This is a genomic window from Ruegeria sp. BHSC029 (assembly GCF_059613085.1).
This window is the reverse complement of record NZ_JBXWRU010000006.1, coordinates 1-26,378: the sequence shown is the minus strand read 5'-3', so window position 1 is coordinate 26,378 and position 26,378 is coordinate 1. Positions and strand designations below refer to the sequence as shown.

Genomic DNA, 26,378 nt, shown 5'->3' with positions numbered 1-26,378 from the left:
ACCGTGGCGTTCGAACCGGACTTGGGAACAATCTCGCCGGCCATGCGTTTGGGGACCGAGACCTCAACACAGGAGATCGAACCATGCCACGTCGAACCGAGACCACGGAGAAAGCGAAAGCCCATGCCCAGGATCTGGCCGGCAAGGTCAAGGACACCGTGACCGCAGAGGCTTCGGCCCGAGCCGAAGCCTTGAAAGACAGCGCAGCGCAGGAGGCTGAGAGTGCCGCTCATGCAGCTGACGCAGCTGCCGATGCATTTCCTGACCAATCAGTGCAGCATCAGGTCCTGTCGAGGATTGCCGACAACATGGAGGCCGTGGCTGGGCAAGTGCGCTCTGCCGATTTGGCCAGTATGAGCCGAAAGGTCTCTGATTTCGCCCGGCAAAACCCGCTGTTGTTCGTCGGATCGGCTGCCCTGGCCGGGTTTGCCGCAGCCCGTTTTCTGAGCGCGCGCAATACGGGCGCGGCTCAATCCGCATCTTTTGGTGCAGATCCTTGGGATATTGATCCGTCGCCGCTGCATGGGACTTCGGTCGATACGTCGGGCCACACCAGCGCGCTGGCGCGGATGAATGGTGGCCGCGATGCATAACCCCAACGATCTGCGATCGGCACCGGGGCTTTTGGCAAACGCGCTCAAACATCTGTCGAGTTTGCTTCAGGCTGAGGCGAAGCTAGCCAAGGAGGAGTTGTCCCGAAACCTGACGCGAGCGGGCGTAGGGCTGGCCTGCATTGGCATTGCTCTGATCCTGTTGATGATCGCGCTGAACCTCATGGCCACAGCCCTGGTCGCGTATTTCGCCGCCAATGGATTGTCGGTGGGTATGGCCTCGTTGCTCGTTGGCGCGGGCTTGGCACTGGCTGCTGCGTGCCTGGCGCTTTTTGGCCGGTCCCGCATGTCCGCCACCGCGCTGGTCCCCGAGAAAGCCATGAAAAACCTGCAGCGCGACATCGAAGCGATGAAGGAGTCGACCCATGTCTGACCTGACACCCCTTGAAACGCAGATTGCATATGAACGCAGCGCCCTTGCGCGCTCGCTGTATGCTCTGTCGGATACGCTGGCGCCGCAGCGCCTGGCAGACGAGGCGAAATCGACGCTCGAAGCCTATGGTGGGCAGATCGGTGCGCAGCTCTGGTCCGCGGCTCGAAAAAACCCGGCCGCCTTCGCTCTGTTCGGTGCAGGGGCAGCCCTTTTGGTTGCGGGCCCCGGGTCCGGCGCAAAAAGCACCCAATCCCCGCCCCAGGCCGTACCTCCGCAGCAGGCCTTCAACGGGTTTGATCAGCGTGTCGCCGACGCCGACAGCCGCATGAAACAGGAGATGACCGGAATGACTGAACACAGCCAATCTGCCAGCGTGCTGTCCGCCGCCTTGGACCGAGGTCTGGACAAGCTGTCCCCCCAATCCCGTGCCCGGGTGATCGAGGCGCGCAAGGCCGCAATCAGTGCGCAGCAAGCGGTCGAGAAGCGTGCGCGGAAGGCGGCGAAGGCCTCGCAAACCTTCGTTCATGATCAGCCGCTGGCGGCCGGAGCATTAGCGCTGGGCGTAGGTATTCTGGCTGGCGCTCTGTTGCCCAACACCCGCAAAGAGGACGAGTTGCTGGGCCATCGGCGCGATCAGCTGATGCGACAGGCCCAACGGGTTTTGAACGAAGAACTGGACAAACTGCATGCCGCGGCCAACGCACGGCTGGATGAGGCCGCTGATCGGGCCTCTGACGCTTTGCGCAGTCAGTGAAGCGCACCCATGCAAACTGCTTTCAGCTCTCCATCGGCCCTGCGTGCGATGCTGGCGATCCTGACTGGGATCGCCATCATCACCGCTTTGTACCTGGCCCGGTCGATCGTTGCGCCGATCACCTTCGCTTTGGTTTTGGGGGTCGTGGTTGCCCCGCTTGCGGACAAGCTTGAGAAGGTCGGTTGCCCGCGTGTGATATCCGCCTCGGCACTGCTGTTCGTGACCAGCACCGTCATCGTCGCGGCATTCCTTCTGCTTGAACCATTGCTGTCCACGCTGGTCGAACAGTTGCCTGCCATCAAACGCGAGTTGCGCTCTTGGGTCGCCGCGATGTCCGAGTTCATTCGGGGTATCGAAACGCTTGGACGCGAGATCGAGGAAACCGTCGGCGCCGATGGGGCAGCGGAAACGGAGTCCGCCCTTCCGTCAGTGATGGATGCCTTGTGGCTGGCGCCCAATTTCGGATCAAAGATCCTGATTTTCATCGGCACGCTCTTCTTTTTCGTTTTGACCCGACCCGAGCTCTATGCCGCAGCCGGCCCGTTGACGGAGCGGCTGTATCTGGCCGACCGCGCGGTCTATCGCTATTTCGCTGCCGTGACGTTGGTCAATATCGGCCTCGGGACTGTTACGGCCGTGGCCTTGGGGCTGATCGGCATCAATGACGCCGTGGTCTGGGGGGTGGCCGCCGGCCTTCTGAATTTTGTGCTGTATCTCGGCCCGCTGATGATACTGACCGGCCTTCTGATCGCCGGCTTAACCCAGTTCGGCGGAGCCGCGGCCCTGTTGCCCCCCCTGATTTTCCTGGCGATCAATCTGTCCGAGGCACAATTCGTAACACCCGCCTTCGTCGGCCAACGTCTGCAGGTGAACCCGCTGGTCGTATTCATCGCCATCATCTTTGGGCTTTGGCTGTGGGGACCGGTCGGCGCCATCGTCGCGCTGCCGATCCTGCTGTGGTTCGGTGTTTTGATGCACCCCAAGGTCATGAGCCCGGTCTAGACCACCTAGACGATGTTTTCAGTTACCCCCGGAAGAGGTTGCCGCATATCGCGCGCAACGTCTGCGTCATGCGGGACCAGGAAACCGCTGCGCGCTTCGGGGCGCCGCACGCCGTTGGCGCGAACCTCTCGCTTCCACCACGCGAACATGGCATCGGGCTCGATCTGTTTGCGCAGATCGTCCGAGAACCACCAATGGTCCACCAAGGCCTGCCGCAGAACCGCGACCCGCTGCCGATCGGTGATCCGAAGGGCGACCTCTGTGTCCCACCGCAAAGACCGTCCGTTCAGGTTGGCGGACCCGACCAAGGCATGGCTGTCATCCACCACCAGAACTTTGTTGTGAACGTGAATGATCGGAGACCCGCTCAGAACTTCAGCGCTGGCATCGGCCCCACTGGTCGAAATCGGTTGGACCGGGGTCGACACCGAAACCCGGTTTTGGAACCCCTGCTGGATGATCTCCAGACATTTGGCCTGCAGGTCCAACCCGTATTGCGCGTCCAGTCCGTCATGCCCGCCAAAGGCCACTTCCTCGGGCAAGGCTGGCAGAACAAGCACCAGTTTCAGATCCTGCTTGGCTTGGCCTGCTTCAGCCAGAGCCTCGGCCAGCCGGGTTGATCTGAAATACTGGGTCTCGATGTGCAGAAGTTGCCGCGCGGCTTGAAAGGCGGCGATGTGCTCATCCTCGATCTCATGCGCGATGGTCTTTGGCGACAGCCGCCAGAACGCAAACCGGCGCGGGCTTGACAGGGTGCGGCGCAGGTGGGTTGCCTTTGGGTCCGGTTTTCCGGTTGCGATTTCATGTTCGAACCGGTCGATATGGCGCGCGGCTTCGGCGGCCTCGGATCCGCGGACCAGCAATTGAACGTCTGACCAGGTGTTCTTGGCCAGACGGTCGTGATCCGGCGTGTCAAAGCGCCTTTCGTTCAAGTCCAATCCGCCTAGGTAGCAGACCTCATTGTCGATCACGGCAACTTTCTGATGGTGCGACACGGTGTGAAGCCGGGGCAGCGTGTCCGACCCCAGCCGTACCGCCTGCCGTTCGCGTCGTTCGCGGGACAGTTCCTGAATCCGCTGCGCTTTTTTTCGCAAAACCGCGGGCAACAGCGTGGCCCTAGGCAATGCGCCGGCCTGCGCGGGATGCATGGACACGCGAACGCTCAAGCGCGCGACCAGATCTGGGCCAAGGATTTCCGCAAGCGCAATTGCCTGCCGTTTGGTGCGCCAGCTCAGTTCGTGCAACTCGGTCGCAAAGATCGGATCGAAATCGCTGATGACCAGATGAAACGAGACACCCTTGCGGATGACATGCTCGATCAGGTCAAACCAGGTATCGCCAATCCGGCGCGCCTCATCGCTGCGCAGCCGTGTCATGAAATCGAATATCCGAAAACTTGCCTTGATCTGGTGCCGGGCCTCCAGAACCGCTTTTTCCAAGGCGGGCCAGGCTTGCTCGGCCGTGATCAGGACCTCAAAGTCATTCTGCTGCGGCACGGGCATCACCGCCTCTCTCATCCGCAATGGTCTGTGGTTCGCTATCCCCTTCTACTTCGGCGATTTCGAACGTCACCTCATATACATAATGCGATGATGTCTCGGTTATGGTTTCGTAACCGTCCAATTGGCGAAGGAAGGCCTGCATCAGCCGTTGACCGATCCCGCCACTGTGGAACAAATCCGCACCGTCGTCTGTCTGCCCGCGCGTGTTGGAGATTTTCAGATGCAAGATGCTCTCCTCGGGTCGGGTTAATTCCACCGAGATTGTCGGCGGTCCGTCCTGCGGTACGCCTACGTATTTGACCGCGTTCGTCAGCGCCTCGGCCACCAGCATCGACATCGTGACGGCCTGATCCTGCCCCAGTTCGACCGGCGCGATCCGGCAGTCGACCTCGACCACCTGACCCAGAATTGGCGGTCGATGCGCCAGTTCGGCCACCAAATGCCCGATGAGAGCCTCGGTGTTGATCGTCGTCATCTGCGAGTTCTGGTTCAAGGTTTGGTGCACCATGGCCAGGCCGCGAACCCGACGCTGCAACTGTTCCAGCAAGCGCCGGGCCTCGGGGGTTTCAGCCTTGCGCAAATGCATGTTCATGATCGAAGCGATCAGTTGCAGGTTGTTTTTGACACGATGGTGAACCTCGCGCAACAACAGCGTTTTTTCGACAAGATCCCGTTCGTGCTGTGCCTCAGCCTCGCGGATCAACAAGACCATGCGGTTGAATGCAGTCTGGATTTGCTGAAACTCCTGCGGCGCGCCCGCAAGGCTTTCAATCGGGTCGCGCTCGCCCAAGGCAAAGCGACGAACGGCGGAACGCAAGCTGTCGAGATGCCGGATCACCAATCGATGCAGGCCCCACAGGGCAACTCCCAGTCCGGTAACCCACATCAGGATGGGAAACGCAATGGTCAGGGCCGTACTGCCTGCACCAACAGAGGCCAGAGCCGCCTCGCGCGGCCAACTGCCGATTACGGCAACTTCGCCCGGAATGATGGTGGCAACTGCAAAAACCCGATCCTCGCCTCCGACCGTCTTGGCGGAAAAGGTCTTGCCGGAACTGGACAGAACCAACAGATTTTCCTGCACGGGCGGCAGGAATTTCTGGACCTCATCCAAGCCCACATTTGATGACAGAACTTCTCCGGTCGCGTCGAACAGGGCGATGACGACGTCTCTGCCGATGTTGCCAACGTCCAAAGGTGTCCGTGCCAGCGCATGAGGTATCGAGATGGAAACGAACCCCACAAGCTCGGTCCTGTTCAGGACCGGCTGGGTCACGATGATCACCGATTGCCCGGTCGCCGCGCCGGCACGATTGACAGAAAACGTAAGCTGCGGATTTTCCTTGATCTGCCCGAAACCCGGCGCGTCCGACAAATCGATGGCCCGTTCGACGGTCGAGCAAGACATGACCCCGTTTGGCTGGATAAATCCGGCAAATACAAACTCGGGCTGGCGTTCGACGAACCGGCGCATGAGGTCCGAACAAGCGGCATTGTCCAGGCTTCCCTCCGCAAGCGCGGCGGTCAGTCCCGAACTTGCACCTACAGCTTTTTGCAAGAGCTCCCGTTCCCGGCTGGCCGCCTCAATCGTGCGCGCCAGCACCGAGGCCCGCGATCTTTCGTCGGCCTCGGTAATAACAGCGCGTGTCTGCAATACCGCAATCAGCCCCAAAGGTAGAAGTGCCAGAGTGACCAGCGCGGCAAGATAAACGGTCAGGCTGCGCGGCTTCGCATCCATCGATCGTCAGGCCGCCGGTTGCGTCTGAACGATTGCCGCCGTTACCGCATCGGTCAATTCGATGGGTTCGTCATCTTCCAAATCCATCAGTTCGGCCAGTTGCGCGCGGGCCCGGTTCACCCGGCTTTTGATCGTTCCAAGGGCGACGCCGCACATCTCGGCCGCTTCCTCATAGGTAAACCCTTGTGCACCGACCAGCACCAACGCTTCGCGCTGCTCATCCGTCAACTGATCAAAAGCAACCGCAAAATCTTTCAAGGCCAAACGTCCGTCATGGTCGGGCTTCTGCGACAGGCTCTCGGCCATGACACCATCGACATCCTCGACCTCGCGCTTGCGTTTGCGGTGCAGGGAAAAATAGGTGTTCCGGACGATGGTGAACAGCCAGGCCCGCATGTTGGTGCCTTCCTGGAACGAGTCGATATTGCTCCATGCCTTGATCAATGCGTCCTGCACGATGTCATCGGCCGTGGCCCCGTTTCGGCACAGGCTGATCGCAAAGGCACGCATCGCGCCAATATGTTCGACAAGCTCTTCTCGCGGATCAACCATCCGAGCCTCCCGTGTAACCGCTTTTGGAGACACTGGTCTGATTGCGCAGTTTTTCAAGAAGATCGACGAACCGATCCGGAACCGGTTCGCTGGCAACCTCATCGAAAGCCCGCTTGAGGTTTTCGTCGATCCGCTTTTCTATTTCTGGCCGATGTTCTCGGCTGGGTTGTGGTTTTGTCATGGCATCATCAAAAATTTTTTCTTTTGCTGGAACCATAACGCCCCAGTAAGCGTTTGGTTCCCGAGTTTAGAGAAAAAAATGAGGAAAACATAGATGACCGAGCTGACCGGAGTTTCCGTCGCAGATCAAATTGGCCCGCTCTTGCCGTTTCTGCGCCGTTATGCCCGTGCCCTCACCGGCTCACAGGACAGTGGCGACGCCTACGCCGCTGCATCGCTTGAAGCGATCCTTGCAGATCCCGCCCAGTTCGATGCCGATCTCACGCCGCGGGTCGCGTTGTTTCGTGTTTTTCACGGTATCTGGTCAACGTCGGGAATGCCTGTTGACGCAGATGGCCACAGCTCTGACATCCAAACGCGCGCCCACGCCCAGTTGGCACGCCTGACGCCGAACACGCGCGAGGCCTTGCTGCTGCGCACGGTCGAAGAGTTCTCGGTCAGCGATATCGCCGCGATCATGCAGATAGAACCCGCCGAGGCTCAGAAACTTATCGATATCGCCTACGAGGAAATGGCCCGGCACACTTCTGGCCGCATTTTGATCATCGAAGACGAAGCAATCATCGCGATGGATCTTGAAACGATGGTGACCGACCTGGGCCACCGAGTCACTGGGGTCGCACGCACCGAGACGGCCGCCATTGACCTGGCCGAGCGCGAGCCGTTCGACTTGATCTTGTCGGACATCCAACTGGCGGACAAATCCAGCGGAATCGATGCGGTGAACCGCATCATTGCCCAGCACGGCGATTGCCCCGTCATTTTCATTACCGCCTTCCCCGAGCGCCTTCTGACGGGCAAAGGTCCCGAACCGGCCTTTTTGATTTCCAAACCCTACACCGAAGAACAGGTCAAATCGGCCGTCAGCCAGGCCATGTTCTTTGCCTCTAGCGCCGTGATCGAGGTGTGACGCGGCAGGGCCGCGCTGCAAGACACGAAAACTCAGGCGATGAAATTCGAGGAACACCATGGAAAACGAGATTGCACAGACCGCAGAGACCGTGACGAACACCGTTTGGGCCGAACTGTCGCAAGTTCTGAATACCGAGCTGTATGACGGGAAATCGCTGAGCGACCTGCTGACGCTCGAGGCCCTTCTTGGCCTCGTCGCGAACACGATCGCCGCGCTGATCCTATTGGTTCTTGGGCTTGTGATTTCAAGATATGTCAGCCGAAAGATCCGGGGCGTCGGTGAAAAATCGGAACGTCTTGACGACACGCTTTTCAACTTTCTTGGCAATCTGGCGCGCTATACGATCCTGGCGTTTACGGGGTTGTTCATCCTGAACACGTTCGGGGTGCAGACGACGTCGATCATCGCGCTGATCGGTGCCGCGGGTTTGGCCATTGGTCTTGCCTTGCAAGGCACATTGTCCAACGTTGCAGCCGGCGTGATGATCATCCTGTTCCGGCCGCTCAAGATCGGCGATTTCGTCGACGTAAATGGGGTGCTCGGAACCGTAAAAGATATCACCCTGAACTACACCGAAATTGCGGATATGGGGAACGTCAAGGTTATCGTTCCCAACGCCGAGGTATGGGGCAACACCATCAAGAACTATTCCGTCTATGAAACCCGTCGTGCCGAGTGGACGTTTGGCGTTGGATACGGCGTCAACCTGGCGGAGGCCGAGCGTGTCATTCGCGATACGATCATGTCGGACGCCCGTTCGTTGGCTGACCCCGAACCGTTCATCCAAGTGAACAATCTTGGCAACAGCAGCGTCGATTTTCTTGTCCGCGTTTGGTGCAAGTCTTCGGACTACTTCCAGTACCAGGCAGACATGAAGCGCAAAGTCAAAGAGGCACTGGACGAAGCCGATATCAATATTCCGTTTCCGACCCGCACGCTGCTGATCGAAGACGTCGAGAGACGGCAAGAGAAGGCGATCGCGGCAGAGTAACCTTGACTGTTGATCCTGGGGGTCTGAAGCCAGAACGCCAAAAAAAACGAACGACATCGGGGTGCCGAAAGACAGTATTTATGCGTCGCAGGACGGGCTTTGCATGTCGAGCGTCACCTGGTGGGAGCCAAAGGCCCTAGAATCGATAGGTTGCGCCAATGACCGGACCGGATTGGTGGAAGCTGAAGTCATTGCCATTGATGTCGTGATCAAAGGAAATGTATCGGTACCCGCCGCGTAGCAGCCAGCGGTCGTTGATCGCATAGTCCGCAGTCAGAAGGACCTGCCAGGTTTCGCTGTCGCTGCGGAACCCGCCATAGTCCAGGAACCCGGTTCCCGACCATTTGTCCGAAAACGCGACCCGGGCACGGACGCCGATCACCGGATCAGTCCAGCTGCTGTCGACCGACCTCTGATTGCCGGGCGCTGTTCCGGGCAACAGGTTGAACTTTGTTTCAGTGCTGAACCATCTGAACCCGCCAGCCAGATCGACGCTGGCTGTTGGTGTTTCTAGGACGCGGTAGCCGACATAGCCGCTCAGGAACTGGGTTTTGAACGATGTGTCCAGACCCGAACTTGCCGGTCCTGGAGTCTCGTTCGAGAAGGACAGGTTCGTATAGTTGTAGTCCGCAAGGAACGACCAACGGCCGTTCGACGCGGTAAACGTGCCCATGAACGCCAGGTCGAGGTTTTCCAGCGCGTCAGGGAAGCTGAGTGTGCCATCCAAGGTTCCCGCCGGTGTGTCCAACGACACTTCGGTTTCAGGGGTGAACAGGTAGATCGTGGCCGAATAGGACCAGTCGGACTGCTGAGAGAGTGCCGAGGTCGCTGCTGAAATCGCCAGCGACAGGCCAAGCATCAGGGGTTTCGCGATCCGTACCGTCTTCATGATGTCCCTCCGGTGAGCCCGTTTTGGCTTTGACCCACAATAAAGGAGGCTGCCGGCAAGCCAAAATAGTATTTTGATTTGTGCATGGGTTGGCGCGACGAGCCGGAAATCGCAGGTCATACCCGCGCAAATACTGAAAATGGAGAAGAGGTTGGGATGGTGGGTGATGAGAGACTCGAACTCCCATGATGTCACCGTAAGTCCCTTATTTTTATGGCTTTGTCGAGACACGCCACTGATCACGATGTACCAGCGGCATGTCCCAGTGTCAAACCGCTTCCGTTTTTGTTGTGGCGCTCAGCATAGCTCGATGTAATTTCTCCACTGTGGTGGTCGCGTTCTTAACACGCGCTGCCAAATCCCCACGCCTTTTCTCTGGGACAGCCAATTGACCAGTGGTGCTGGAGATGAGGGAGGACAACCTTTGGGCTTGTTCTGAAGGCCCAGTACTCAACTGCCGCAGCCCAGCCTGAACCGCAGTGATCATTGCGCCGGTCGGCAATACAGGTTGGCCTAACGCCTCGTTATCGATTGGATTATGGAACCCGAAAACCATTTCGAGTGCTTGTGCAAAGGACTGAGTACCGTCAATCTCAAGCCCGTCCGCCTTTGCCGCTGAAGTTAGCCCAGCAGTGGCCAATGCTGCGGTTACACCTGCGCATTTTGCCTCGTTAAGCTCATTTTGTGCAGTTCCGTACTGTCCACGCAACAGCATGGCTGGATTTCTGGGCGCAGCTTCCAACGCGATCCATCCGCCCAGATGCGCTGCAACGCGCTGCGCGAAGGCTGCGGCTTCGTGGTCGTTCTTCCAGTCGCGTTCGTCCTCCGGCAGCGACACTCCGCCAACCTCTGCCCCTGACCCGTCGGTCACGACCCAATCCCAGACATCAGCTATTTGCGAAACATGCGGGTACTTTGTTCTCTGCGCCCTTGCCTTGTTGCTCTTCGCTCCCCAAAGAAACGCAAAATTCACTGTGTTCTCCTCTGTCTTTTGAAACAGGAAAACTACAGTCTTTGGGATTGTCTATAGCAATGCTATCAAAAAGTTAGCCTGTGGCATCCAACCTCTCCAACACCCGCTTCACCTGCGCCGCTGACCACATGCCGCCCCGCGCCGTGTGAACCCCTGCCTTGTCCAACTCCCCTGCAATCTCCCTGAGGCTCTTTCCAGCTTCCCTGAGGGGGACCACAATCCCCGCGATCTTCTCTGCTCGGCGTTGGGCATTGGCCTTCACCGCCTCGTTGCGCTTCATGGTCTTGTCCCGCAGTCCGCCGAGTTTCTGCCCTCTGGCCTTCGCTGCTGCAAGAGCTGCCTTTGTCCGCAGTGAGATGAAGTCCCGCTCCTGCTCTGCAAGCGCCGCATAGATGTGGAGCTGGAACTTGTCTGCGTTCGGCATCGACGCCACTCGCAGCTGCAGCTTCTTGTCGTCCATCAAGGCTGCGATGAAGGAGACCCGCCGGGACAGCCTGTCCAGCTTAGCAACCAACAACTCAGCGCCTTCACGCTTCGCAAGCTCAATCGCCTTCTTCAGCTCTGGCCTATCGTTGTCCGTCCCGCTCTCGACATCCACAAATGCAGCAACAACTTCGAACGGCACATCCGAGTAGTTCTGCAGGAAGAGGTCTATGTCACGTTGCTGGGCGTCCAGCCCCAGACCGCTGCGCCCCTGCTCCGCTGTACTCACTCGCATGTAAGTCACGTACTTCCGCATGATCAGAAACCCCTTGACGATCCTCTTGCCTGCAGCGTATCAGATGCATGTTGCAATCGTCAACGTTGGTTGTGCATGTTACAACAGCGTAAGAAGAGCCCGTAATAAGTTGCCGTCCCCACTGTCGCGGCAGCGACATTTCCCCCAGCTCTTTGAACGGGTAGGTGTTGACCCATCCCAGAACGTAGCGCATTTGTTTGTGAGGCCTTTTTGACTTTCAGTGGAGAACAATGGTGCCACTATATCAGCCCCTCACACTGCGAGACCTGATGGATTGGGCAAGCAGTGTCGGAACTACTTTCTTACACGACATGTTTTTGGCTCTCTCTCAGAGTCCACTGGACTGGCCGTTGTATTTGCTGGGCCTCGTGATCTTGATCGTGATTTTCTTGTTGCGCCGTATTGCGGAGCTGGTTGAGGTGGTGAGTGCTTTTCTTAAGGGGCGCAATGTAGCGGCAATGCAGGTTTTCTATGGCTTGTTTTTCTGGTTGGTATCTACAGTGATCCTCCTTTCCGGATTTATGCAGAAACCGCAGTACGAAGCGAGTGCGAACTTCTATCTGTTTCTTGCGGCAATTATTCCCGCCGCAGTGTTCGGGGCTGTTTTTTTGTTGGCTCGCAGAGGGCGAAAAACGAGCAAAGCTGCCGACGACAACACCTATACCTCGAAGAAGTAGTTTTCTTGGCACCTATCCCGTTCCGTTCTGCAGCGGTCCGGCGCAAAGAATTGATGCTTTGCATGGGGAATGATGGTAGCTGTTAAGTCACCCAAGATTCCGCCCCCCAACGCGCTGTGTGAGGCGCTCAGGGACGCTGCAGGGAGAGGGGCCACCCCCTCCCTTTTTCATCGCCCCCACACCCCTCCAAGAAGTCGATGGGGGAGGAACCGACCCAACGGATATGCGATGAGGCGCTGACATTTTTGCTGCTCAGAAGGGCGCGGGATCGTCCTCCTGTTCTTCAGCGTCTTCATCTTCATAGACGCCGTAGTCCGCAAAGCCGATCCCCTCAGCGTATTCTTCAGCGAACTCATTGATCCTGTGCTGCCCCATGCGCTGGGCGAGGAAGATCATTGCCGCCTTGGGGTAGCGATGCATGAAGACCCCGAACTCATCGCCAATCTTCGCGTCCAGCTCCTGCGCCTTGGTCTCGTTCATGTCGTCCTCGTTCTCTGGTGTCCATTCACTTCCTGACAGCCCTTTGGCCTTCTGCATGGCCTGTCCCCATCCGCCCGGTAGTTCAACTTCATCAGGCTCCAGTTCTTCCACCGCTCCAGCTTCCTGCAGCTGCTTCTTGATCCGCCGCATCTTGGATACGGTCCCGTCTGCCACAGTCGTCTTGCTGACGATCTCTCTGCGGCTATATCCCCCGTCACACACGAGCTTCCACGCGATGTCGCTGCGTTCCTGGGCGGTCAGTGGCTTGTGGGTCCTCCTGTTCCCTTCGACGCTGAGCAGAACGGCTTCGCGCTTGTCGCAGTCATACACCTGCACCGGGATCAGCCGTCGCCACTTGGCCTTGCGGTATGCCTCTAGCCTGTGATGTCCGCTGAGTACCGTGTGCCTACCAGTGTCAGGGTCACGCCATACCCACAGGGCATCCAACGGTTTCTTGTTGATCTTCAGTGCCTTGGCAAGATCAGCCACATGGTGCCTGTCTATGCCATCACGTCGATGCTGAAAGCTGCCTACATCGGTGTCGATTTCGCACAGTTTCAGCTTCACCTTTTTCGGTGTCGCCATGTCATTTTCCTTCGGTTTGTTAATTGGTTAGCGAGAGTTCGCGCATCGTACGCCCAGCTCTCGAGCCTGTGCAGAATGCACATACAGAGGCTGCACACCCCAGCTTCCCTGCCGCCTTCCCAGCAACAGCTATCTGGGGTCTTCCCTCAGCGTTCCTGTCGCGGGCTTTGGGTGTCCACTGGAGAAGCTGCAGGGGCTGTGTGTGGCTTCGCTGTAGGGACAAGGCCCGTCCGACAGGACATCCAGCCACCCGCAGTCAACACCGCTCTGCAGCGGTCCCTGTGCTTCTCAATGGTGGAACTCAGTTCGATGGTGGGACGCAACACGTCACAGGTAAGGTTTGATCTTCCGCATCTGTTCAGCCAGCCCCGGCAACAGCGCCTCGCTCTTTCCGTACCCTTCGTCCGATGTGCCTTTGGATCGCCCGGTGATGTACTTCTTGGCGGAGTCCTGCATCCCAGAAGCCACGGCCATATCTTCGAAGAGGTGCCGCCATCCGTGGTTTGGTGCCATCTCAGGGCGGTCCAGCTTCAGCTCCTCGCGCACCCAGTCACGTACGTTGCCTTGCGCCCGCTTGGGGAACAGTGGTTCGCTGGGGCCATGCGCACCAACGAACTCCATCAACTCTTCGGCCACCAAAGCTGGATGCACTGGTACACGACGGATGCTGTGCGTCCCCTTCAGCTGCTTTCCGCCTCTTGTCGTGATGCGGTAAAACCAGTCGTCCCCCAGCTTGAAGAAGTCACCTGCCGTCAGCTGCGCCGCCTCGTTGATCCGCGCCCCTGAGTAAGCGCATATCCACGGTAACCAGCGACGGTCAGGCTTCGTCTCGCTACGCGCCGCTTTCAGAATTGCTGTTGCCTCGTCCAGCCGGATAGTCCTTTCCGAACTGTCAGCCAACTCCTTTCGAGGCAGCGTGACCGAGTCCAACGGGTTCCTGTCGGGAAACATCTCCCCATGCGAATGCTGCCTCGCCCACTCAATGACAGTCCTGAGGTTCTTCATGCGGTCGATGATGGTTTTGACGCTCAGTTTCTCAGCGTCCAACATGCTCATCATCCACGTGTCAGCTTCCCTTGCGGTGACTGTGGTGACGTCGTGGCTTCCTCGTGCGCTCGCAAATTCATTGGTTGTCCTGCGGTACTTCTTCTCAGAGCTTGCCCTCAGCGGTGCGCCCCGAAGTCCCGCTGTACGTCTCCTGACCTCTTCGTCAATGACCTCTCCAAACGTGGTTGAAGCTGTCTGTGTTTCCGCCTGCTGTAGCTTGCCCTTGGGCTGTTGGAAGGAAGGGTATCTGTCCGTCTGCCCGCTGTTTGAGTAGTCGCCCTGCGCTTTGGCCTTGTTTACCTCCGCCGCCTCGCTCATCGACGTTGACAGATGTCCCAGCAATTTCATCCGCGATGCTGCGGTTACGCTCAAGTGGTGGTTCCTGAGAACAGCATCGACGAACCCGCCGAACCTCGCTTCAAGCGTTTCCTGTGTCTTCCTTGGGTCGTCAACTTCCACCTGCAGCTCGTTGACCAGACCCCGCTGCGCCAACTCGTTCCACTTCAGTACGTTGCTCCACCGTTCCGGGTCGCCGGGGTTGTCATCGAAGACATCCACGAACACGCCTCGCACTTCGCCAGCAAGAGCCAGAGCCTGCTTGTGCGTCAGTTCGACTGGCCCGTGCCTCAGGCTGTTCCAGTGCGCCTCGACCGCAGCCAGAGCTGCAGGGAACCTGCGCCTCGCCTCCTTCAAGTCCTTAGTTCGTAGTGACGCCTTGGCGTGTGTTTTCACCTTTGTAGTGGTCGTGGTCTCGCCAACAGGGATTGTGATCAGCGTTCCCTGCGCTTCTTCGGCTATGTCCGCAGGGACTGTGACCCACAGGTAGTATGTCCCGTTGTCACGTCGGACAGGGTTCGGCATCAACTTCACTCGCTTCAATGTACCACCTCCATGTACCAGACACGGCGGCGTCTCGCCCTTAAAGCCAAGGGGAGCCAGTAAAACAAGGGAGAAATGATGGTGGGTGATGAGAGACTCGAACTCCCGACATCTTCGGTGTAAACGAAGCGCTCTACCAACTGAGCTAATCACCCGTGAGGGGGATTTAGCCAAGCTGGTGGGCCGGCGCAAGAGGGTCTTTCAGAATTTCTGCGCCGGTGGCTGTGTGTCTCAGGGATTCATGTCCTTCAATGCGGTCAGCAGCTGCGCAACTTCGTGCTCGGTGTTGTAGTGGCACAGCGAAATCCGGATGCAATCGGACAAGCCCAACGGGTTCAGCACGTTCCCGCTGTAATGGTCGGCCTTGCGGGTGTGGGTTCGGATGCCCTGCGCGTTCAGGCGCGAGACCACGTCGGTCGAGGGCATGTCGCGGACCACGACCGACACCAGTCCTTCGCGGGCGGGGTTGTCTTCTCCGGCCAGAATCGCGACGTGATCCATATCGCGCAGGCCGGGCAGGTTGCCCACGCCGTTGATCATCGCGTTGGTCAGATGGGTCTCATAGGCATGAATCGCCTGGCCGGCGGCCTCGATTCTGGTGCGTTGGTCAGGGGCATCCGACACCTGGCCGCCCAGCCAGTCGAAATAGGCAACCACGTCGGACATCGTGGCGTAGGCGCCGGTATCGCGCGTGCCGAATTCCCAACCATCAGCGGGCGCGTCAATCAGTTGGTCATGGGGCAGGGCGGTCAGCCGGTCGGAGATCCAGGCAATGCCGTAGCCATGCCGGGAAAACACTTTGTAGGGTGAAATCGCATATCCATCGACTTCATAGCTGTCGATATCCAACTGTCCGTGTGCTGCGTGCTGGATGCCATCGACGATGATGAAACAATCCGGCGACACCGCCCGGATCGCGCGCGAGATTTCAGCCACGTCCATTCCCATTCCCGTCACCGGCGAAGCGTGCAGGATCGTGGCGACCGCGACGTCCGGTGTCATGTGGTCCGAATAATCTGCGGCAGTAACCAAACCTGTCGCGTCGTTATGCGGCACGTTCACATAGTCCAATCCGGCAAGGCCCGCCCAGCGGCGCGCGGCGCTGCGGCTGGCGGGATGTTCGATCGAGCTGCCGATCACCTTTGCCCCTTTTGGCGCATTCACGCAGCCCGTGCGGATCATGCGGAACAGCAGCTCTGTTCCGCTTTCACCCACGAAGAACTGCCCCGAAGGCGCATTCATAAACACGGCAAGATCTGCCTTGGCACGGCTGATGATGTCGACCAACGCGTGACTGGCGGGGTTGTCCCGCCCCTGATTGTCCGGGATGGCCGCAAAACGGGCCGAGGTTTCGACCACCGAGTTCAAGGTCAGTGCGCCGCCGGCATTTTCGAAAAAGATGCGGGGACCCTGAAAGGGGCAGCTGTCCACATGGGCAAACCGCGCGCGAACGGTGTCGATCAATCCCGGGGTTTGGTGCAGCATGGTGTACGTCCTGTTTAGTTCATGCCCAGACTCGTCTTGCGAGTTCGCGACATCAATTTCGTTTGCGACAGATTGCGGGTTTGGGATGCCGCCTTTTTCTCCGGGCTTACTCTTTCGACGCCGGAAAGACCAATTGATTCCGGACTCTGCATGGCACGCCGGCGGGAATACACCTTGCCTGCGGCCCGCTGCCTCCGATATGCCAAAAGCAGTGCGACCGTCCGAACAGGAGAGCCGGGGATGCAGTTCGACACATGCCGCCGTCTTGTTGCGGTTGCCGCCGTTTGCGGCGCGTTGGTTGCCCCGGTTCGGGTTGCGGCGGCTGAGGTCCTGGTGTTCGCGGCGGCCAGTCTCAAGACCGCGCTGGACCAGATCGCTCCGGAATTCGAGGCCGCGACAGGTCAACAGGTTACGGTTTCCTTCGCAGCCTCTTCCGTTTTGGCCCGGCAGATTCAGCTGGGCGCGCCGGCCGATCTGTATATCTCGGCCAATACCGCCTGGATGGATGTTCTTGAGCGGAACGGAGACATCGACCCGGCGTCGCGCGTCGATCTTGTGGGCAACGGGCTGGTGCTGATTGCGCGCGCAGGGCAGTCCAGCGAACAGACGCTTACGCCGGACTTCGATCTGAGCGGTCAATTGAAAGGCGGCTATCTGGCGATGGCCCTCGTTGATGCGGTTCCCGCCGGAATCTACGGCAAGGCCGCGCTGACTGCCCTGGACCTGTGGAACGATGTTCAGGATCAGGTGGCTCAGGCCGACAACGTGCGCGCGGCCTTGGCGCTTGTCGCAAGTGGCGCGGCACCAATGGGTGTTGTCTACCGATCCGATGCGCAGGCCGAGGCTCGGGTGGATGTGGTCGGAGTTTTCCCTGAAGTCACGCACCCGGTGATCGTCTATCCCGCAGCCCTGACCGCGACCGCACGGCCTGAGGCGCAGGTCTTCCTCGACTACCTGCAGAGCGAACCGGCGACCGGCATATTCAAGGCGCAGGGTTTCACCCTGCCGCACGGATAGCGCCATGGGTTGGCTGGGCCCCGCCGAGATCGAAGCGTTGCGATTGTCTCTGCGCGTCTCTTTCTGGGCGACGATCGTTTCGCTGCCACTCGGGATATTCGTCGCCTACGCACTGGCCCGCTGGAGGTTTCCCGGCCGACAAGTGCTGAACGGTCTGGTGCATCTGCCGCTTATCCTGCCACCGGTCGTGACCGGTTATCTGTTGTTGCTGACCTTCAACGTACAAGCCCCGGTTGGTCGGGTGCTGGCTGATCTGGGCGTCGTTGTGGCTTTCCGCTGGACCGGAGCCGCACTGGCCGCCGGGATCATGGCATTTCCGCTGATGGTTCGGGCAATCCGCCTGTCGATCGAGGCGGTTGATCCAAAACTGGAACAGGCCGGAGCGACGCTTGGGGCATCGCAGCCTTTTGTCTTTGTCACCGTGACTTTGCCTATGATTTTGCCGGGGATCATCGCAGGGGCAATCCTTGCCTTCGCAAAGGCGATGGGCGAGTTCGGAGCCACGATCACCTTCGTGTCGAACATTCCCGGCCAGACCCAGACTCTGCCGTCGGCCGTTTATGCCTTCCTTCAGGTGCCGGGCGGTGAGAGCGCCGCGATGCGGCTGGTCATCATCTCGATCGTCATCGCCATGGGGGCGCTGCTTCTGTCGGAATATGTGGGGCGTCGCGCAGCGGCCCGGGTGGCCGGAACATGAGCCTGTCCGTGCAGATAAGACACCGCCTGCCGGGCATTGACCTGGACATCCTGTTCCAGGCACCGCGGGGTGTGACGGTTCTGTTCGGACGATCGGGGTCGGGCAAAACCACCATTGTGGATGCCGTGGCCGGTTTGCTGCGCCCCCAGGCTGGGCGGGTCGCGGTGGATGATTGGGTGCTGTTCGATACCGAGCAAGGCCATTGGTTGCCGCCGCATCGCCGCCGGCTGGGGTATATCTTTCAGGAAGGCCGCTTGTTCCCGCACCTGACCGTGCGCCAGAACCTGTCGTACGGCCGGTGGTTCGCTCCCCGGGACGCGCGCCGTGAAAACCCCGATCACGTGATCGAGATGCTGGGCATCGGCCACCTGCTGGACCGTCGCCCCGCCCACCTGTCGGGCGGTGAAAAACAGCGCGTCGCCATTGGCCGTGCTCTGCTGGCAAGCCCGCGGTTGATCCTGGCCGATGAACCTCTCGCTGCGCTGGACGAAGCCCGAAAGGCCGAGATCCTGCCCTATTTCGAGCGATTGAGGGACGAGGTCTCGGTGCCGATTCTCTATGTCACGCATTCTGCGGCCGAAGTGGCCCGCATTGCCACCTCGGTCGTGGCGTTGCAGGACGGCAAGGTGCTGCGGCAGGGACCGGCCTCCGAAGTGCTGGCGGATCCCTCGGTTGCGCCGACAGGTGTGCGGGCTGTGGGTGCGGTGCTTGAGGTCAGTGTGGCCGCGCATCACGAAGACGGCCTGACGGAACTGACGGCAAACGGTGTCCGACTGTTCCTGCCGCGCATCCCGCATTCGGTTGGCGACACGCTTCGGATCCGCATCCCCGCCCAGGAAGTCATACTGTCGGACCGAAAGCCCGAGGGTCTGTCGGCGCTGAACGTCCTGCAGGGTACCGTCGAGTCCGTGCGCGCGGGCGAAGGGCCAGGGGCGATCGTTTCGGTCCGAACACCGGCGGGCACGCTGCTGGCCCGTGTGACGCGCCGGTCGGTCGATGCCCTGGCGTTGCAGCCCGGCAAACCGTGCCACGCGGTCGTCAAGACCGTAGCGCTGGCACCGCAGGATGTCGGTGGACGGGTCGCCAAATCTTAGGCGGCAGGGTCAATCACCCTGTTCTTTCAGAAGCTGCGAGAACTCTTTTTTCCGGTACAGCTTCATATGGACCTTGCCGGCCTCATCCCGGGTCCATTCGACGATGCGGTTTCGGGTCATGTCGCTGTCCATGCGGTTCGTGCGCACCCTCGGGTGCGGAATCTCGCGTTTCAGAATCTCGACCATCTGGTTGGTCTGTCCGAAAGGTGCGACCAAATCGACGATTCAGAAAGATGAACCGCTGGTGAAATCAGTATCCATCAAAGGCTTTTCCTGCACCGCATATCGGTATTTCGCTTCAGGACTGAGCCCGGCAAAGGTCACGAAACCGCGCGGGAATCCGTTTTGGCGAAAGATGTGATACTGCCCCAGCCGCAAAGGCGTTTCGAATGCTTACAGAACCTGGGCGAGGCTGCGTTGCTGGTGGGTTTTGGCCAGCCCGGCAAGGTAGAAGAGCGCGCCGAAATCGGCGTATTTCTCGGGAGAGATATCAAACCAGTCCTTTGGAAATTTTCTGCTCAAACCTGACCTCAACCCCTTGGGACATCGGCAGTATATCGGGCAAAGTCTTGAAATGGTACTTGTTTTCTGTCGCCGCCGAAGCTGAGAGGGCGTGTGGGCGCGGCCTGTTTCCAAAGGTGACCGGGTTTGGCTTTACTCAATGGACATGCGGCCTATGATTGGCACAACCCGGTTTTTTGGCGGATAGTTTTGATGAAGCATTCGATTTCAGCCTTGGTTCTGTCTGCAACTCTGTTGGCTCCGATCGCCGCACAAGCTGTCGGGTTTGGCATCGGCGTCCGCCCGACCTACCGCACCGAGATAAGATCCGTCGGAGACGGTGTGTATGAGGTCAAGGCAATCGGGTCGTCAGCACCGGTCAACTACTGGTGCGGGATCGGCGATTTCGCCATTCGGCAGTTGGGTGTCCCCGGTTCGCAACGGATCTACATCTGGAGGGCTTACGAGCCGGGTGTCCGAACCGTGCAATTCTCGTTGAAGCCGCCGCCGGGCGTGGATACCACCCCCGGCTATTCAATCACCGTCAAGCGGGTGGGCGAGAACATGTCAGCGTCCTCGGCGCAGAACTACTGCTACGACAACTTCATGGATTTCGGGTTCTGACGTCTCAGACCCACTTGGCCAGCGGCGGCAGGCTCATCAGCACGGCGTCTGGGTCATGCCCGGTTTCCAACCCGAATTTCGTGCCCCGATCATAGACCAGATTGTATTCGGCATAGAGCCCGCGGTGCACCAACTGGGTGTTTTTGTCCGCTTCGGTAAAGGGCTGCGCGCGCCGCTTTTCGACCAGCGGCAGAAAGGCCGGCAGGAAAGCGCGGCCAATGTCCTGGGTCAGCGCGAAATCGGCCTGCCAGTCGCCGGTGCAGTAATCATCCATGAAGATCCCGCCGACGCCCCGCGCGCGCTTGCGGTGCGGGATATAGAAATACTCGTCGGCCCACTCCTTGAGGCGCGGATAGTGCCCTGGTCCGTGCGGGTCCAGAAGCGCCTTCTGCGTGGCGTGGAAATGCGCCGTGTCCTCGGGGTATTCGATGCAGGGGTTCAGGTCGGATCCGCCGCCGAACCACCAGGCATGGGGCGTCCAGAACATGCGGGTGTTCATGTGAACGGCCGGGACATGCGGGTTTTGCATATGCGCCACAAGGCTGATGCCCGAGGCCCAGAAACGCGGGTCGTCGGCCATACCGGGGATGCCCTTGCGCGCGGCCATCGCCTGTTGTGCCCGCTCGCCGAGCGTGCCGTAGACGGTCGAGACATTGACGCCGACCTTCTCGAACACGCGGCCACCGCGCATGACCGACATCAGCCCACCGCCCGCGTCCGAGCCATCCTCAGACTGGCGTCGAGTTTCCTTGACTTCGAACCGCCCGGCGGGGGCATCGGAAAACGGCCCCGCGTGGTGGCTGTCTTCCAAAGCCTCGAAGGCCGCGGCAATTTCGTCGCGCAACTGGCGAAACCAGGCCGAGGCGGTGGATTTTTCCGTTTCAAACATCGTCAGGCTCAATGCGCGGGGGCGGCAACCGGGTCCAGAAGGGTCCGTCCACCGTCAATTGTCAGGACTTGCCCGGTAATGAACGCAGCCGCGTCCGAGGCAAGGTATTGCGCCGTTTCGGCCAGCTCGGCCGGGGCGGCAATGCGGGCCAGTGGGGTATGATCCTCAATGTCCCGCCGATAGTCCCGATTGTCTTTCAGGGTGGCCTGCAGTGATGCGCTCATGACCGACCCCAACGCAATCGAGTTCACGCGGATCCGATGAGGCGCAAGCGCCACTGCTAGGGACCGGGTCAACTGGTCCTGCGCGGCGCTGGAAACCGAATAGGCCAAAAGGCCTGGATGCGCGCGCTGACCGGCGATCGAGGACAGGTTGATGATCGAACCATTCGGTCCCTCTTCCTGATCCTCGGATTGTTTGATCATCCGCTTGGCCACAAGCTGGCTCAGCCGCAGGGCGGGCATCAGGTTCTGGTTCAGAAGGGTGCGAACCGAGTCGTCTTCCAGGTCCAGCGGATCCGTCGGGATGACCTGTCTGGCCCCGTTGACCAGAATATCGACCTGATCGAATGCATCCAGAGTGGCCGAAAGGAGGTTGGCGATCGTCAGCTTTTCGCGCAGATCACCGGCGAAGTAGCGGACGTTGCTGTCGTCGGCCTGTTCGCCCAGTTCTTCTGCCAGACGTTTCTCGTCCATGTCGGCGAACATCACGTTGGCGCCCGCATCGGCAAAGTGACGGCCGATGGCAAGGCCGATGCCGTTGGCGCCTCCGGTAACGATGGCGGTCTTGCCGGCTATGGAAAAGGACATGTGTTTCCTCCTGAGTCGCGGCGCAGGTTAATCGGCTTCACCGCCGAGGGCGAGAGGCGTGGAATACCTTGAACCGGTTGTCGCCTGCAATTTCCTCGACCCGCGCAAACGCGTCAGTCAAAGTCGTTTCATAGGGGAGATGGCGGTTGGCGACCATCCACAAGTGGCCCGAGCGGGACAGGTTGCGCGCGGCGGCGGTGATGAACCCACGCCCCAGGTCGGGATCGGCGCTGCGCGACGTGTGAAACGGCGGGTTCATGACAACGGTGTCCACGGGTTCTGGCGCAGACCACGTCACCGCATCTGCCCAGTGGAACTGTGCCCTTGGGTCGGGCACGTTGGTCCGGGCGCATGTCAGGGCAGTATGGTCGGCTTCGACGAGATGCAGCGTGCGCACAGTGTCATCCTGCAGCAGCCCGGAGGACAAATAGCCCCACCCGGCACCCAGATCGGCGACCCGAGGTCCAGGCTTTGGTGGAAGGGTCTGGCGCAACAGTGCCGAAGCAGGATCGACCCCGTCGGCCGAAAACACCCCGGGCGCGGTTTGGAAGCCATCCGCCATCTGTCCTGTGGACGCGGCCCAGTCTGCAAATGCGTCGGGATCGGCCTTGAACCAGAAGATCTTGCCATGCGCCTTGGCGATGGGGCCCTCGATCTCGACCCGCTTGCGAACGTCCTTCAGCAAGCTGTCCACGCCATCTGTCTTGGCACCATCAACGGCAACCGTTCCCGAGGCCCGGCTGCACGCATGATGGATCATGGCGCGTGCCTGCGCTTTGGCGCGGGGCAGAAACAGAACCACGTCTTCGCAGGCGCTGTCGGTTTCGGGCACAGCTGCAAAGCCGCGGTCCCGGAAATGGTCGTGGAATGGTTTGAAAGGTTGAACAATCTCGACACCGTTCGGCAGCGCCGACAGGTCATGATCCGGCGTCGGTCCAATGACCGATATCGGTTCCGACAGGGTCAGGCCCGAGTCGAGGGCGAGAGACAATCGTGAGGACATCAGAGCGGGTTGAAGGGGGCAGAGGCGCGCGTCGCGACCCTACTCCTCTCTCTCCATGGTGCATTGAAGCGGGTGTTGGTGCCGACGAGCGAAATCCATCACCTGCCCAACCTTGGTCTCGGCAATCTCGTGGCTGAATACGCCGACCACGGCCACACCTTTCTTGTGCACGGTCAACATGATCTCGAAGGCCTGCGCATGGGACATCCCGAAGAACCGCTCGAGCACATGAACCACGAATTCCATGGGCGTGTAGTCGTCGTTCAACAGCAGCACCTTGTACAAGGGCGGTCGTTTGGTCTTGGGCTTGGTCTGAACAAGGATTGACGTGTCGCCATCGTCTTCCGATTTGCCAGCCATCATCCAACGGGCTTCAGTCATGTCGCGAGATTTTCCGATTCACACTTCGGGTCGTTTCAGGGCTTATATAACGTCGACCCACCCAGAGGAAAGAGCAACCGGGCAGATTCGAAATGGATGAAAACCTGACCATCGTCGCTTTCGACGCTGACGACACCTTGTGGCACAACGAGCGTTTCTTTCAGCTGACCCAAGCGCATTTTGCTGCGCTACTGGCGGATCATGCGGACCGTGACCATCTGATGGAGCGGTTGTTGGCGGCCGAGAAGCGCAACATCCGCCACTATGGGTATGGCATCAAAGGTTTCGTCCTGTCGATGATCGAAACCGCAATCGAGGTGACGGAAGACAAAGTCCCGGCCAGGGTCATCCGCGAACTGATCGAAGCCGGGCAGGAGATGCTGTCCCACCCGATCGAGCTGTTGCCTCACGCGCGGGAGACGGTCGAGACAATCGCAGGCACCCATCGCATTGTTCTGATCACCAAGGGTGATCTCATTGATCAAGAGCGCAAACTGGCCCAATCGGGATTGGGTGAACTGTTCGACGCGGTCGAAATCGTGTCGGAAAAGACGCCCGACACCTATAGCGAAGTCTTTCGGCGGATGGGGCAGTCACCTGCCGGTGCCATGATGGTCGGCAATTCGATGCGGTCGGATGTGGTCGCGCCGATCCAGGCGGGGTGCTGGGGCGTGCACGTACCGCACGGTCTGGTGTGGGAGATCGAGCAGGCCGAGATCCCGACAAGCCATCCCCGTTTCCGGGAGATCCGCGATTTGGGAGATCTTCCTGATCTGGTCCGGCAGATTTCCTGACCTGTGACAGATTGGCCCCAGTTTCAAACTTTTACGACGAGGCCGCGCCAACTTTTTGACATCTTCGCCGTTTTGGTGGCGGCCATCCGTTGGGCCGCAACATCTAGACGCCACCGAGCGGAGCCGCTGCCGCGGATTTTTCAGCTTTCGGTTTATTTCAACAGTGCTGTGTGTTAGCCTCGACCACATAATCAAAAAGGCTGACCGGGAAAACTCGGCGGCGCGAGGCAGACAGAGGCAAAGATCGTGCAGATTCGGCGGATAGTTCCGGCGCGGGCGGGCTTGCTCGTAGTCACAATGGTATGGATGGCGCTTGTCTTGGCGACTCAGGCGCTTGCGGCTCCTTATGCGGCAATGGTCATTGACGCCAGAACCGGTGAGGTTCTGCACTCCCGCAACGCCGATACCAGGCTGCACCCTGCTTCTCTCACCAAGATGATGACCCTCTATATCGCCTTCGAAGCGGTGCGGAACGGTGAGATCACGCTGGACACCCAGGTGCGGATCACCAAGGCCGCGGCGGCCGAGCCGCCCTCCAAGCTGGGCCTGCGGGCGGGCCAGACCATCGCGTTCCGTTATCTCATCCGCGCGGCCGCTGTGAAATCGGCCAATGACGCCGCGACCGCGATCGGCATCGCTCTCAGCGGATCCGAGGCCGCCTTTGCGCGCCGTATGACCCGCACAGCCAAGGCCATGGGCATGAGCCGCACAACCTTCAAGAACGCACACGGGCTGACCGAAGCGGGCCATCTTTCGACTGCGCGTGACATGACCACGCTGGGTCGGCACCTGCTTTATGACTATCCTGAGTATTACAACCTGTTTTCACGCCAATCGACACATGCGGGCATCAAGACTGTTCCGAACACCAACCGGCGGCTGCTGGCAGCCTACCGGGGCGCCGACGGCATCAAAACCGGGTACACGCGCGCTGCGGGCTTCAACCTTGTTGCTTCGGCCAAGCGTGGGGACAAACGAATCATCGCAACCGTGTTCGGTGGCAAATCCAGCACTTCGCGCAACGCCAAGGTGGCCGAGCTACTGGACATGGGATTCCGGCGCGCCCCGTCGCGCGCTCCGATCCGCAAACCTGCCCGTCCGGCATATGCCGGGAATACCGAGCTGGGTGGAGCCACCCAATTGGCCAGTGCGGTCCGCGCACCACAGCGCAGCCTTCGACCTGTGATGCGACCCGGGGCTGGGGTGGCCATCCAGGTTGCCGGCGCCGTGGCTGAAACCGCAGCCAAGAACGGTGCACGTATTCAAGACGGCATCGCCGCGGCGATCGCCGCAGCGGATATCGCGCCGACGGCGCCTCCGGTCGAGAATGCCGACACGCGCCCGGCCCTGCGCCCCGAGAACCTTGTGCTTGCATCGACCGAGCCCGCAGAAGTCGTGGCCGAGCCCGAGCAGGAGGTCGTTACCCGTCTGTCCACGTCGGGCGGGCATCTTTGGGGCGTCAATGTCGGGCGCTACACCACCCGCTACGAGGCCGAGAAGGTTTTGCTGAAAACGGCTTTGTCGGAGATGACGACACTGGAAGGCACTTTGCGCAAAGTGAACCAGAGTTCGCGCGGGTTCGACGCGACCTTCCAGGGCATGACCCGCGAGCAGGCGGATCTGGCCTGTCGCCGCCTGAAGGCACGCAATGTCACCTGTTTCATGATCGGGCCATCATAAGGTCCGAAGCTCTCTCCTGAATCGTTGCTGGCCGCGAATGGATTTCGCGGCCTTTTTTTGTGCCTTAAATGGGGTGGTCATTCGGTCCGGCCGGAGGCCAATGGCGCTGTGCGCGTCAAGTACATGGGGGAGGCGCAATACGCTGTGTTCGGCGCACCAACGCTTGTGCGTTCCGAGCCGCCAATCGGGCACAGAGTGAGTCGACTCATGGGGCGCGAGTCGAGTGTTCTTGTGGTGATGTCAGGGCGCTTTCGCTATATATAGTGGTCTGGTGAGGTCGGGCTTAAAAACCAGCGGGTCGGGCTTGATCTACGGGGGTGAAATTCCCAACGGTGGAGCTAGGTGGCTGTTGTCTAAGTATCTGACAAGCATTGATAAAAATAAAATCAGCAAAAAAGTTCGGCAGTTTGTCATTTTCTGCTTGCGGTGATTTGTAGTTATCCTTAGAACGCCCTTCACCGGCGCTGCTGAGGCGGTGTTGGTTGGTCGGATGGACGGCCTGACGGACTGGAAAGACGG

At 59.7% G+C, this 26,378-nt stretch carries 31 protein-coding genes and 1 tRNA gene; 13 read left to right on the top strand and 19 right to left on the bottom strand.

What is annotated here, in order from left to right; translation table 11 throughout:
* The first annotated feature begins 83 nt into the window (after positions 1-83).
* Genes AC2FML_RS15025 through AC2FML_RS15010 form a run of 4 tightly spaced genes read left to right on the top strand, consistent with a single transcriptional unit; the run spans position 84 to position 2,740 of the window.
* Positions 84-593: a hypothetical protein gene (locus AC2FML_RS15025; RefSeq protein ID WP_496783766.1), complete on the top strand. Its 510-nt coding sequence runs from the start codon at positions 84-86 to the stop codon at positions 591-593.
* On the top strand, positions 574-984 hold the full coding sequence (locus tag AC2FML_RS15020; RefSeq protein ID WP_496783765.1) for a phage holin family protein: 411 nt from the start codon (positions 574-576) through the stop codon (positions 982-984). The genes AC2FML_RS15025 and AC2FML_RS15020 overlap by 20 nt, the downstream gene beginning before the upstream one ends.
* The gene (locus AC2FML_RS15015) at positions 977-1,738 is read left to right on the top strand and encodes a hypothetical protein (RefSeq protein ID WP_496783764.1); all 762 of its coding nucleotides are present in this window, start codon (positions 977-979) and stop codon (positions 1,736-1,738) included. The genes AC2FML_RS15020 and AC2FML_RS15015 overlap by 8 nt, the downstream gene beginning before the upstream one ends.
* Before the next feature lie 9 nt (positions 1,739-1,747).
* The gene (locus AC2FML_RS15010; protein WP_170420620.1) at positions 1,748-2,740 is read left to right on the top strand and encodes an AI-2E family transporter; all 993 of its coding nucleotides are present in this window, start codon (positions 1,748-1,750) and stop codon (positions 2,738-2,740) included.
* A 5-nt stretch (positions 2,741-2,745) separates the two neighbouring features.
* On the opposite strand, the gene AC2FML_RS15005 is transcribed toward AC2FML_RS15010, so the two are convergent.
* From AC2FML_RS15005 to AC2FML_RS14990, 4 genes are read right to left on the bottom strand one after another with little or no spacing between them, the layout of a single operon-like run.
* Positions 2,746-4,242 carry a phospholipase D family protein gene (locus AC2FML_RS15005; protein ID WP_496783763.1) on the bottom strand — a complete coding sequence of 499 codons (1,497 nt, stop codon included), beginning with the start codon at positions 4,240-4,242 and terminating at the stop codon, positions 2,746-2,748.
* Entirely contained in the window at positions 4,220-5,980 is a 1,761-nt protein-coding gene (locus tag AC2FML_RS15000) for a sensor histidine kinase (RefSeq protein WP_496783762.1), read from the bottom strand. The genes AC2FML_RS15005 and AC2FML_RS15000 overlap by 23 nt, the downstream gene beginning before the upstream one ends.
* Before the next feature lie 6 nt (positions 5,981-5,986).
* The gene (locus tag AC2FML_RS14995; RefSeq protein ID WP_496783761.1) at positions 5,987-6,532 is read right to left on the bottom strand and encodes an RNA polymerase sigma factor; all 546 of its coding nucleotides are present in this window, start codon (positions 6,530-6,532) and stop codon (positions 5,987-5,989) included.
* Entirely contained in the window at positions 6,525-6,749 is a 225-nt protein-coding gene (locus AC2FML_RS14990; protein WP_496783760.1) for a NepR family anti-sigma factor, read from the bottom strand. Before AC2FML_RS14990 ends, AC2FML_RS14995 begins: the two co-directional genes overlap by 8 nt.
* Positions 6,750-6,806: 57 nt before the next feature.
* Between AC2FML_RS14990 and AC2FML_RS14985 the strand changes: the two genes are divergently transcribed.
* Positions 6,807-7,622, top strand: coding sequence for a response regulator (locus tag AC2FML_RS14985; RefSeq protein ID WP_170510848.1), 816 nt, complete (start codon positions 6,807-6,809; stop codon positions 7,620-7,622).
* Between the two features lie 58 nt (positions 7,623-7,680).
* Positions 7,681-8,616, top strand: coding sequence for a mechanosensitive ion channel family protein (locus AC2FML_RS14980; RefSeq protein ID WP_496783759.1), 936 nt, complete (start codon positions 7,681-7,683; stop codon positions 8,614-8,616).
* Between the two features lie 136 nt (positions 8,617-8,752).
* Here the strand turns inward: AC2FML_RS14980 and AC2FML_RS14975 are convergent, their stop codons facing one another.
* From AC2FML_RS14975 to AC2FML_RS14965, 3 genes are all read right to left on the bottom strand, one after another.
* Positions 8,753-9,505 (bottom strand): outer membrane protein, encoded by a 753-nt coding sequence (locus AC2FML_RS14975; protein WP_170446227.1) that lies wholly within the window; start codon positions 9,503-9,505, stop codon positions 8,753-8,755.
* Between the two features lie 268 nt (positions 9,506-9,773).
* A complete protein-coding gene (locus tag AC2FML_RS14970; protein ID WP_496783758.1) occupies positions 9,774-10,478 on the bottom strand; it encodes a hypothetical protein in 705 nt (234 codons plus the stop codon).
* Between the two features lie 73 nt (positions 10,479-10,551).
* Positions 10,552-11,217, bottom strand: a complete 666-nt coding sequence (locus AC2FML_RS14965) for a recombinase family protein (protein ID WP_496783757.1) — start codon at positions 11,215-11,217, stop codon at positions 10,552-10,554.
* A 269-nt stretch (positions 11,218-11,486) separates the two neighbouring features.
* Between AC2FML_RS14965 and AC2FML_RS14960 the strand changes: the two genes are divergently transcribed.
* A complete protein-coding gene (locus tag AC2FML_RS14960) occupies positions 11,487-11,894 on the top strand; it encodes a hypothetical protein (RefSeq protein ID WP_496783756.1) in 408 nt (135 codons plus the stop codon).
* Positions 11,895-12,146: 252 nt separating this feature from the next.
* Here the strand turns inward: AC2FML_RS14960 and AC2FML_RS14955 are convergent, their stop codons facing one another.
* The 4 genes from AC2FML_RS14955 to AC2FML_RS14940 form a co-directional block, all read right to left on the bottom strand.
* The gene (locus AC2FML_RS14955) at positions 12,147-12,959 is read right to left on the bottom strand and encodes a ParB/RepB/Spo0J family partition protein (protein ID WP_496783755.1); all 813 of its coding nucleotides are present in this window, start codon (positions 12,957-12,959) and stop codon (positions 12,147-12,149) included.
* Between the two features lie 327 nt (positions 12,960-13,286).
* Entirely contained in the window at positions 13,287-14,876 is a 1,590-nt protein-coding gene (locus AC2FML_RS14950) for a DUF6538 domain-containing protein (protein ID WP_496783937.1), read from the bottom strand.
* An 88-nt stretch (positions 14,877-14,964) separates the two neighbouring features.
* A tRNA-Val gene (locus AC2FML_RS14945) sits at positions 14,965-15,040 on the bottom strand.
* A gap of 76 nt (positions 15,041-15,116) precedes the next feature.
* Positions 15,117-16,370 carry an aminotransferase class V-fold PLP-dependent enzyme gene (locus tag AC2FML_RS14940; protein ID WP_496783754.1) on the bottom strand — a complete coding sequence of 418 codons (1,254 nt, stop codon included), beginning with the start codon at positions 16,368-16,370 and terminating at the stop codon, positions 15,117-15,119.
* 240 nt (positions 16,371-16,610) lie between these two features.
* On the opposite strand from AC2FML_RS14940, the gene modA reads away from it, so the two are divergent.
* From modA to modC, 3 genes are read left to right on the top strand one after another with little or no spacing between them, the layout of a single operon-like run.
* The gene (gene modA, locus AC2FML_RS14935; protein WP_496783753.1) at positions 16,611-17,387 is read left to right on the top strand and encodes a molybdate ABC transporter substrate-binding protein; all 777 of its coding nucleotides are present in this window, start codon (positions 16,611-16,613) and stop codon (positions 17,385-17,387) included.
* 4 nt (positions 17,388-17,391) lie between these two features.
* Positions 17,392-18,084, top strand: coding sequence for a molybdate ABC transporter permease subunit (gene modB, locus AC2FML_RS14930; RefSeq protein WP_170342025.1), 693 nt, complete (start codon positions 17,392-17,394; stop codon positions 18,082-18,084).
* On the top strand, positions 18,081-19,178 hold the full coding sequence (gene modC / locus AC2FML_RS14925) for a molybdenum ABC transporter ATP-binding protein (RefSeq protein WP_496783752.1): 1,098 nt from the start codon (positions 18,081-18,083) through the stop codon (positions 19,176-19,178). The genes modB and modC overlap by 4 nt, the downstream gene beginning before the upstream one ends.
* Before the next feature lie 9 nt (positions 19,179-19,187).
* On the opposite strand, the gene AC2FML_RS14920 is transcribed toward modC, so the two are convergent.
* The 3 genes from AC2FML_RS14920 to AC2FML_RS14910 are packed head-to-tail and all read right to left on the bottom strand — an operon-like array spanning position 19,188 to position 19,700.
* Positions 19,188-19,364: a hypothetical protein gene (locus tag AC2FML_RS14920; RefSeq protein WP_244952465.1), complete on the bottom strand. Its 177-nt coding sequence runs from the start codon at positions 19,362-19,364 to the stop codon at positions 19,188-19,190.
* 39 nt (positions 19,365-19,403) lie between these two features.
* Positions 19,404-19,556 carry a toxin-activating lysine-acyltransferase gene (locus tag AC2FML_RS14915; RefSeq protein WP_496783751.1) on the bottom strand — a complete coding sequence of 51 codons (153 nt, stop codon included), beginning with the start codon at positions 19,554-19,556 and terminating at the stop codon, positions 19,404-19,406.
* Positions 19,557-19,571: 15 nt separating this feature from the next.
* On the bottom strand, positions 19,572-19,700 hold the full coding sequence (locus AC2FML_RS14910; protein ID WP_496783750.1) for a hypothetical protein: 129 nt from the start codon (positions 19,698-19,700) through the stop codon (positions 19,572-19,574).
* Positions 19,701-19,892: 192 nt separating this feature from the next.
* Here AC2FML_RS14910 and AC2FML_RS14905 point away from each other — a divergent pair, with 192 nt between their 5' ends.
* Positions 19,893-20,303, top strand: a complete 411-nt coding sequence (locus AC2FML_RS14905) for a hypothetical protein (protein ID WP_093963058.1) — start codon at positions 19,893-19,895, stop codon at positions 20,301-20,303.
* Positions 20,304-20,307: 4 nt separating this feature from the next.
* Here the strand turns inward: AC2FML_RS14905 and hemF are convergent, their stop codons facing one another.
* From hemF to clpS, 4 genes are read right to left on the bottom strand one after another with little or no spacing between them, the layout of a single operon-like run.
* Positions 20,308-21,192, bottom strand: a complete 885-nt coding sequence (gene hemF / locus AC2FML_RS14900) for an oxygen-dependent coproporphyrinogen oxidase (protein WP_170360341.1) — start codon at positions 21,190-21,192, stop codon at positions 20,308-20,310.
* 8 nt (positions 21,193-21,200) lie between these two features.
* The gene (locus AC2FML_RS14895) at positions 21,201-22,001 is read right to left on the bottom strand and encodes an SDR family NAD(P)-dependent oxidoreductase (protein WP_170343228.1); all 801 of its coding nucleotides are present in this window, start codon (positions 21,999-22,001) and stop codon (positions 21,201-21,203) included.
* Between the two features lie 37 nt (positions 22,002-22,038).
* A complete protein-coding gene (locus AC2FML_RS14890) occupies positions 22,039-23,004 on the bottom strand; it encodes a class I SAM-dependent methyltransferase (protein ID WP_496783749.1) in 966 nt (321 codons plus the stop codon).
* Between the two features lie 39 nt (positions 23,005-23,043).
* A complete protein-coding gene (gene clpS, locus AC2FML_RS14885) occupies positions 23,044-23,385 on the bottom strand; it encodes an ATP-dependent Clp protease adapter ClpS (RefSeq protein ID WP_170406531.1) in 342 nt (113 codons plus the stop codon).
* A 92-nt stretch (positions 23,386-23,477) separates the two neighbouring features.
* Between clpS and AC2FML_RS14880 the strand changes: the two genes are divergently transcribed.
* Both AC2FML_RS14880 and AC2FML_RS14875 read left to right on the top strand, forming a co-directional pair.
* Positions 23,478-24,179, top strand: a complete 702-nt coding sequence (locus AC2FML_RS14880; RefSeq protein WP_170342015.1) for an HAD family hydrolase — start codon at positions 23,478-23,480, stop codon at positions 24,177-24,179.
* A gap of 297 nt (positions 24,180-24,476) precedes the next feature.
* Positions 24,477-25,859, top strand: a complete 1,383-nt coding sequence (locus AC2FML_RS14875; RefSeq protein ID WP_170360372.1) for a D-alanyl-D-alanine carboxypeptidase family protein — start codon at positions 24,477-24,479, stop codon at positions 25,857-25,859.
* A 283-nt stretch (positions 25,860-26,142) separates the two neighbouring features.
* On the opposite strand, the gene AC2FML_RS14870 is transcribed toward AC2FML_RS14875, so the two are convergent.
* Positions 26,143-26,378, bottom strand: a 236-nt coding sequence (locus AC2FML_RS14870) for a hypothetical protein (RefSeq protein WP_496783748.1), incomplete at its 5' end; no start/stop codon positions are given.

Bases quoted from the DNA above. Each gene is read 5' to 3' on its own strand.
- AC2FML_RS14875 (WP_170360372.1), top strand. From the start codon at position 24,477: ATGGTATGGATGGCGCTTGTCTTGGCGACTCAGGCGCTTGCGGCTCCT.
- AC2FML_RS14985 (WP_170510848.1), top strand. From the start codon at position 6,807: ATGACCGAGCTGACCGGAGTTTCCGTCGCAGATCAAATTGGCCCGCTC.
- AC2FML_RS14980 (WP_496783759.1), top strand. From the start codon at position 7,681: ATGGAAAACGAGATTGCACAGACCGCAGAGACCGTGACGAACACCGTT.
- clpS (WP_170406531.1), bottom strand. From the start codon at position 23,385: ATGACTGAAGCCCGTTGGATGATGGCTGGCAAATCGGAAGACGATGGC.
- AC2FML_RS14880 (WP_170342015.1), top strand. From the start codon at position 23,478: ATGGATGAAAACCTGACCATCGTCGCTTTCGACGCTGACGACACCTTG.
- AC2FML_RS15000 (WP_496783762.1), bottom strand. From the start codon at position 5,980: ATGGATGCGAAGCCGCGCAGCCTGACCGTTTATCTTGCCGCGCTGGTC.
- AC2FML_RS14965 (WP_496783757.1), bottom strand. From the start codon at position 11,217: ATGCGGAAGTACGTGACTTACATGCGAGTGAGTACAGCGGAGCAGGGG.
- modB (WP_170342025.1), top strand. From the start codon at position 17,392: ATGGGTTGGCTGGGCCCCGCCGAGATCGAAGCGTTGCGATTGTCTCTG.
- AC2FML_RS14960 (WP_496783756.1), top strand. From the start codon at position 11,487: ATGGATTGGGCAAGCAGTGTCGGAACTACTTTCTTACACGACATGTTT.
- AC2FML_RS15015 (WP_496783764.1), top strand. From the start codon at position 977: ATGTCTGACCTGACACCCCTTGAAACGCAGATTGCATATGAACGCAGC.
- AC2FML_RS14990 (WP_496783760.1), bottom strand. From the start codon at position 6,749: ATGGTTCCAGCAAAAGAAAAAATTTTTGATGATGCCATGACAAAACCA.
- AC2FML_RS15025 (WP_496783766.1), top strand. From the start codon at position 84: ATGCCACGTCGAACCGAGACCACGGAGAAAGCGAAAGCCCATGCCCAG.
- AC2FML_RS14920 (WP_244952465.1), bottom strand. From the start codon at position 19,364: ATGGTCGAGATTCTGAAACGCGAGATTCCGCACCCGAGGGTGCGCACG.
- AC2FML_RS14905 (WP_093963058.1), top strand. From the start codon at position 19,893: ATGAAGCATTCGATTTCAGCCTTGGTTCTGTCTGCAACTCTGTTGGCT.
- AC2FML_RS14975 (WP_170446227.1), bottom strand. From the start codon at position 9,505: ATGAAGACGGTACGGATCGCGAAACCCCTGATGCTTGGCCTGTCGCTG.
- modC (WP_496783752.1), top strand. From the start codon at position 18,081: ATGAGCCTGTCCGTGCAGATAAGACACCGCCTGCCGGGCATTGACCTG.
- AC2FML_RS15020 (WP_496783765.1), top strand. From the start codon at position 574: ATGGTGGCCGCGATGCATAACCCCAACGATCTGCGATCGGCACCGGGG.
- AC2FML_RS14955 (WP_496783755.1), bottom strand. From the start codon at position 12,959: ATGGCGACACCGAAAAAGGTGAAGCTGAAACTGTGCGAAATCGACACC.
- AC2FML_RS15005 (WP_496783763.1), bottom strand. From the start codon at position 4,242: ATGCCCGTGCCGCAGCAGAATGACTTTGAGGTCCTGATCACGGCCGAG.
- AC2FML_RS14940 (WP_496783754.1), bottom strand. From the start codon at position 16,370: ATGCTGCACCAAACCCCGGGATTGATCGACACCGTTCGCGCGCGGTTT.
- AC2FML_RS15010 (WP_170420620.1), top strand. From the start codon at position 1,748: ATGCAAACTGCTTTCAGCTCTCCATCGGCCCTGCGTGCGATGCTGGCG.
- modA (WP_496783753.1), top strand. From the start codon at position 16,611: ATGCAGTTCGACACATGCCGCCGTCTTGTTGCGGTTGCCGCCGTTTGC.
- AC2FML_RS14890 (WP_496783749.1), bottom strand. From the start codon at position 23,004: ATGTCCTCACGATTGTCTCTCGCCCTCGACTCGGGCCTGACCCTGTCG.
- AC2FML_RS14995 (WP_496783761.1), bottom strand. From the start codon at position 6,532: ATGGTTGATCCGCGAGAAGAGCTTGTCGAACATATTGGCGCGATGCGT.
- hemF (WP_170360341.1), bottom strand. From the start codon at position 21,192: ATGTTTGAAACGGAAAAATCCACCGCCTCGGCCTGGTTTCGCCAGTTG.
- AC2FML_RS14895 (WP_170343228.1), bottom strand. From the start codon at position 22,001: ATGTCCTTTTCCATAGCCGGCAAGACCGCCATCGTTACCGGAGGCGCC.